Consider the following 5654-nt stretch of genomic DNA (forward strand, 5'->3'; position numbering starts at 1 on the left):
GGGGGACTGCTCCCGCCACAGGACGCCGATGTCGACATTGCGCCTGACGCCGCCCATCACCGGGGTGAAGGAATGCACCGAGATCAGCGCCTGCCGGCCAGCCGCGGCGTCGATAACAGCCTGTTCGACCGGCGCCCAGGCGATCATCTTGCGCAGCCTGACATCGACTGCATCGGGCGCGAGATTGCCAGGCACCGGAATGCCGCCGAGATCCGGGCGCATGAAGTCCCATTCGCCGGCAGGCCGGTTGTAGTCGAGGAACAGCCGCGAATAATGCGCGACCACGGCCGGCGCCCGCAATGTCTGCGACAGCCGGCGCGTCAAGGCATCGATGCCGATGTCGACGGCGAAATGCGTGCCGAGATAGGGTGCTGCGAGGCCAAGGTCATGCCATGGCGCGGGCACCAGATTGCCCGCATGTTCGGCGATCAGCAGATAGGGGCTCGCCGCCTCGATCCGCAGCCGCTCGACACTGGCGGCGGCCAGCGCGGCGACTGCTCTCTCATCAAGCTCTGCAAGGCTCGCGGCGCTCACCGGGCCGTCCTCCGGATCAGCCGATGACGGAGCGGACATGATAGGCCTTGGCCGCTGTCGCCTCCGCCAGGCCGGCGCGGCCATTGGTGCGGCCGAGGCCGGAATTCTTGATGCCGCCCCAGGGTAGATGCAGGTCGGCGTGGTCGCAGCGATTGAGATAGACGGTACCGGCCTCGACCTCGTCGAGCAGCGCCACGCCGCGCTCGATATCTGTGGTCCAGATCGAGGCGCTGAGGCCGAAATCGCTGTCGTTCATCAGGCCGATCGCCTCGTCATCGCTGCCGACGGACTGGATGCAGGCCACCGGCCCGAACAGTTCGTCGCGCATGATCCGCATGCTGTGATCGACACCCACCAGCACTTCCGGCGCGACATAGGCGGCGCCAAGACCAGAGGCCTTGAGCGTTCCGTCTCGCGGCATCAGGCGCCGGGCTCCTGCCCGGACCGCCTGTTCGGCGAGATCGCGGATCGTGTCGGCGGCACTCGCCCGCACCACCGGGCCGACCATCGGCTTTTCGCCGATGGGATGGCCGATGGTCCATTTCGCCGTTTCGGCAACCAGCGCTTCGACGAAGCGGTCATGGATCGCCTGGTCGACATAGATGCGCTCGACCGAACAGCAGGACTGGCCGGCATTGGAATAGGTGCCCTCGGCGATCTGCGGGATCGTGGCTTCGAGATCGGCATCGGCGCGGATATAGGTCGGATCCTTGCCGCCGAGTTCGAGATGCACCTGTGTGAAGGTGCCGGCGGCGGCGGCATGGACGCTCCGGCCGCCATTGACCGAACCGATGAAATTCACCGCGTTGAAGGCGCCGGACGCAATCAGCTTCTCGGCATCGGCATGGTCGAGATGCAAGCTCTGGAAGACGCCCTCGGGGCCGCCGGCGGCACGGAAGGCCTCTTCCGCCAGTTCGGCAATCAGCGGCGTCTGCGGCGAATGCTTGAAGATCACCACATTGCCGGCCGCGAGCGGCGACGTCACGAGATAGCCGAGCATGGCGGTGGGATAGTTCCAGGCGCAGATCGACAGATGCAGGCCGCCCGCCACCGGCTTGGCATAGCGGCGGATGTTGTCATCCGAAGGATACGGCACATTGGCCAGGGTTTCCGGTGCGATGTCGGCAAGCAATTGTCCGACCAGCGCCAGGCGAGGCGTCTCGTCGGCCTGCCATAGCGGCCGGCCGATCTGCCAGGCCACCATCTCGGCCAGCGGCGTTGCCCGCGCCTTCATCTCCTCACCAAAGCGCAGCAGGATCGCCAGTCTGTCGGCCAGCGGCGTCCGCCGCCAGGACGGCAGGGCGGCACGCGCGCGGGTGAGCGCTGCCTCGATGGTGGAACCGTCGGCATAAGAGCGCGTCGTATAGGTCGAGCCGTCGACGGGAGAAATCACGGAAAAGGTCCGCGCGCCGGAATGCAGGTTCATGCTGTTGAAATCCATCCGAGCTGAGAGGTCATTTGGGGTACGATATCGCTATTTTCCATTTTGGCAAATTTTTTCTAATACCGCTTGATGGAATTTTGGTCCGCCCCTATTGTCCCTTCGATCTGCATTTTGGCAGGAACAGACGAGGGGTTCAGATGATCGCTTACGATTTCACCGGCAGGCATGCGGTCGTGGCCGGCGCAGGCGGCGGCATGGGCGAGGCGATCACGCTGGCGCTGCTCGATGCCGGTGCCTCTGTCACTGCCATCGACGTCAAGCAGCGTCCTGCGTCCCTCGCCGCCTATGACGACAGGCTCGCCTTCGCGCAGGGCGATCTCACCGACGCCGCCTTTGTCGAACAGACGATCGGCACGGCGGGCCGCGAGCGCGGTGGCATCGACTATCTCGCCAATGTCGCCGGCGTGCTGTGGTTCGGCCGCGACAAATCGGCCCTCGAGATGGATCTCGACGTCTGGGACGAGGTGTTCAACATCAATTTGAAATCCTTCGTACACACGGCGCGCTCGGTCGTACCCCACATGCGCGCGGGCGGACGCGGCGGCGCCATGGTGCATTTCTCGACCATCCAGTGGTATCGCGGCGACGCCAACCCGCAGGACGCCTACCAGGCATCCAAGGCCGGCGTCTGCGCGCTGTCCAAATCGCTGGCCATGCAGTTGGCCGGCGAACGCATCCGCTCCAACGCCATCTGTCCCGGCATGGCGCTGACCCCGCTGCAGGCGCGCTGGGACACCGAGGAGAAGCGTTCGGCCGTGGCGAGTTACGCGCCGCTCGGCCGCATCGGCACGCCGCAGGACATGGCCAACGCGGCCCTGTTCCTGCTCTCCGACGCGGCGAGCTACATCACCGGCATCGAACTTGCCGTCGATGGCGGCCTGCTGATGCGCATGTAGCCAGCACGCCCGCTGCCGGGCTGTGGCAGCACGACATGCCGGGTCTCTCCGCGATCACAATCTGTCAACTTTCCGTTCCTTGCCAGCCCAGGGATTGGAACGCCTCTATATGGATATTGCGGGCCACGAACCGCCGGCGATGACAGGATCACCGCGACGCGACGGAGGAGATTGCCCGTGTCCGGAAAGCGATATCCACACCGCTTTCCCGTTGAAGGGAGGCGCGACCATGCGCAATGTCACACCAAGGATCATAGCAATCGCATCGCTACTGGCGGCCGTGCCGCTATCGAGTGCTTACGCGGTACACCGCCACAGGGTCGAACCGCAGCGCATGTCTGTCGAGGCTAGAGCCGTCCTGGACCAGTTGCAGGGCGTCAAGCAAGGGATCGTCGAGGCAAGGGAGGCCAAGGCGATCACCCCTGAGCAGGAGCACGATCTGATGATGAGGGCCGACAGCATCCATCGCTCGGCCACTGACGGCGGCGCATACCAAGGTTTGCTCAGCCAGATTGAGAACTTGGATCAGCGACTGCAAGACGATTCAGGCGGCGGCTTCTACATCGGCGACGGCGCCGATGGCGGCTACTATCCAAACGGCTGACGCAGACTGACAATGATCGCACGGCGCCTCCGGCGATTGTCGGGGCTCCGGCTTTTCCGATACGAGATGGGGGGCAAACGCCTACTGAACCGACGCGACAGTGCAGACGGACGCGATGTCTCCGATGCCCTGGCAGAGGGCGGGACCGTTCAGGCGCGGATCCTCGACCAGCGTCTGCGTCCCGCCATCGGAGGGCTGGCCGGCAAAGAAGATAGGGGGCGGCTGACCGCCGCCATGCATGTCGGCATTGTGGACGACGACGCTGGCGGCTTCGGTTGGCGGCACCGCGTTGGCAGGCTGCACCACCAGGTCCGCGCCGACATAGGTCAACTCGTAATTGGCCGAGATGGTCAGGCTGCCTTGCTCGATGGCGTAAATGCCGGGCATGCTTGCAGTGGTGGCTTCGGTCGAAAGGCCGCCCGCGAACATGTCGCCGTTGACCAGCCCCAAGCCGCCGACCGTGTAGGTGAGTGGCGGATTGGCCGTCCCTTGTGGCCGGCTCTGCGCATCCGCAACCACGGTGATGGCCCGCTTGCCGATGCTGAAGTCCGCGCCGACATAGCTGATGTCATAGTTTGAGTTCGCGGCGTTGGTGATGCCGCCTTGCCCCATTGCATAGCCGCCGACAGTCTCACCAGCGGCGCGATCGAGAGCACCGGTCAACGCCGCGCCACTACCGAGATCGGAGACGGTATAGCCTAGGGATGACGGGTCGGCATCGCCATAGGATTTGCCCTGGCCGGCATTCGCCGTCACCGTTACTGCACGCTTGCCAATACTGAAACCGGCACCGACATAGCTGATGGCATAATTGCTATTCTCAGCGTTGGTCAGCGTGCCCTGGCCGATCGCATAATTGCCGACAGTCTCGCCGGCCGCGCGGTCGAGAGCACCGACCAGCAGCGCTCCGCTACCAAGATCCGAAACGCTGTAGCCGAATGACGAGGGATTGCTGTCGCCGTAGATCTTGCCTTGACCGGCATTGGCCGTGACGGTGATCGCCCGCTTGCCGATGCTGAAGTTCGCGCCGACATAGTTGATGTCGTAATTGCCGTTGGCGGCATCAGTGAGCGTGCCGCGGCCAATCGCATGGCTGCCGGCATTCTCACCGGCAGCACGATCCAGTGCGCCGACAAGTGCCGTTCCAGTGCCCAGATCCGAGACAGTGTAGCCGTAGGACAGCGGATCGCTGTCACCATAGGTCTTGCTCAAGCCGCTATCCGCCGTGACCGTGACGGCGCGTTTGCCGATGCTGAACCCGGCGCCAACATAGCTGATGTCGTAATTCGCATTGGCGGCATCGGTGAGGCTGCCGCGGCCGATCGCATAGGTTCCGACGCCCTCGCCGGCTGACCGACCGAGAGCGCCGACAAGGGCGACGCCGGTGCCGAGATCGGTAACGGCGTAGCCATAGGACAATGGATCGGCATTGCCGTAGGTCTTGCCCAGGCCCGCATTGGCAGTAACGGTCACCGCCCGTTTGTCGATGGTGAAGTTGGCGCCGACATAAGTGATGGCGTAATTGGCGTTCGACACGCCGAGATTGCCTTGGCCGATGGCATAGGTGCCGGCATTCTCGCCGGTCACGCGATCGAGTGCGCCAAGCAGCGATGCGCCGCTGCCGAGATTTGAAACGGTATAGCCATAGGACGATGGATCGCCATCGCCATACGTCTTGCCCTGGGCGGCGCTGGCGGTGACTGTCACCGCCCTTTTGCCGATGGTGAAATCGGCTCCGACATAGGTGATGTCATAGTTTGAATTGTTGCCGTTGGTCAGCGTGCCCTGGCCGATGGCGTACATGTCGGCATTCTCGCCGACATCACGGCCGAGTGTGCCGACCAACGCCACGCCGGTGCCCAGGCTCGAAACGCTGTAGGCGTAGGATGACGGATCGACATCGCCATAGGTCTTGCCCTGCCCTGATGTCGCTATCACCGTCACCGCACGCTTGGCGATGGAGAGCAGGCCGGCGCTGTTGAAGGCAAGGGCGTAGCCGTTCGAGGCAGCGACGTTGCCGGTGCTGATGCTGATCGCATAGGGCCCGCTGCCGACTTGTTCGTTGCCTGACAGCGTGGCGGTGGAGAGCGACGGCGCGCCGCCAAATGTATTGGCGGCAGCGTCGCCGAGATAGGCATTGGTGACGCCCGCCTGATAGCCCGACACCGTATAGGTC

General features: G+C 64.2%; 5 protein-coding genes. 2 read left to right on the forward strand and 3 right to left on the reverse strand.

The features are described from left to right. Positions 1-534: N-formylglutamate amidohydrolase (locus EN964_RS22410; protein WP_206528744.1), on the reverse strand; the 534-nt coding region annotated here is incomplete at its 3' end. Between the two features lie 16 nt (positions 535-550). Further along, positions 551-1960 (reverse strand): aldehyde dehydrogenase family protein, encoded by a 1410-nt coding sequence (locus EN964_RS22415; RefSeq protein WP_127272457.1) that lies wholly within the window; start codon positions 1958-1960, stop codon positions 551-553. 155 nt (positions 1961-2115) lie between these two features. On the opposite strand from EN964_RS22415, the gene EN964_RS22420 reads away from it, so the two are divergent. Both EN964_RS22420 and EN964_RS22425 read left to right on the forward strand, forming a co-directional pair. After that, complete coding sequence (locus tag EN964_RS22420; RefSeq protein ID WP_127270039.1) at positions 2116-2874, forward strand: SDR family NAD(P)-dependent oxidoreductase; 759 nt, start codon at positions 2116-2118, stop codon at positions 2872-2874. A 229-nt stretch (positions 2875-3103) separates the two neighbouring features. Further along, entirely contained in the window at positions 3104-3478 is a 375-nt protein-coding gene (locus tag EN964_RS22425) for a hypothetical protein (RefSeq protein ID WP_127270038.1), read from the forward strand. Between the two features lie 81 nt (positions 3479-3559). Here the strand turns inward: EN964_RS22425 and EN964_RS37810 are convergent. Next, a partial coding sequence (locus EN964_RS37810; protein ID WP_281059566.1) for an MBG domain-containing protein occupies positions 3560-5654 on the reverse strand: 2095 nt, incomplete at its 5' end.

Origin of the sequence: Mesorhizobium sp. M7A.F.Ca.CA.001.10.2.1, from assembly GCF_003998575.1 — a bacterium.
Classification (GTDB): Bacteria; Pseudomonadota; Alphaproteobacteria; order Rhizobiales; family Rhizobiaceae; genus Mesorhizobium.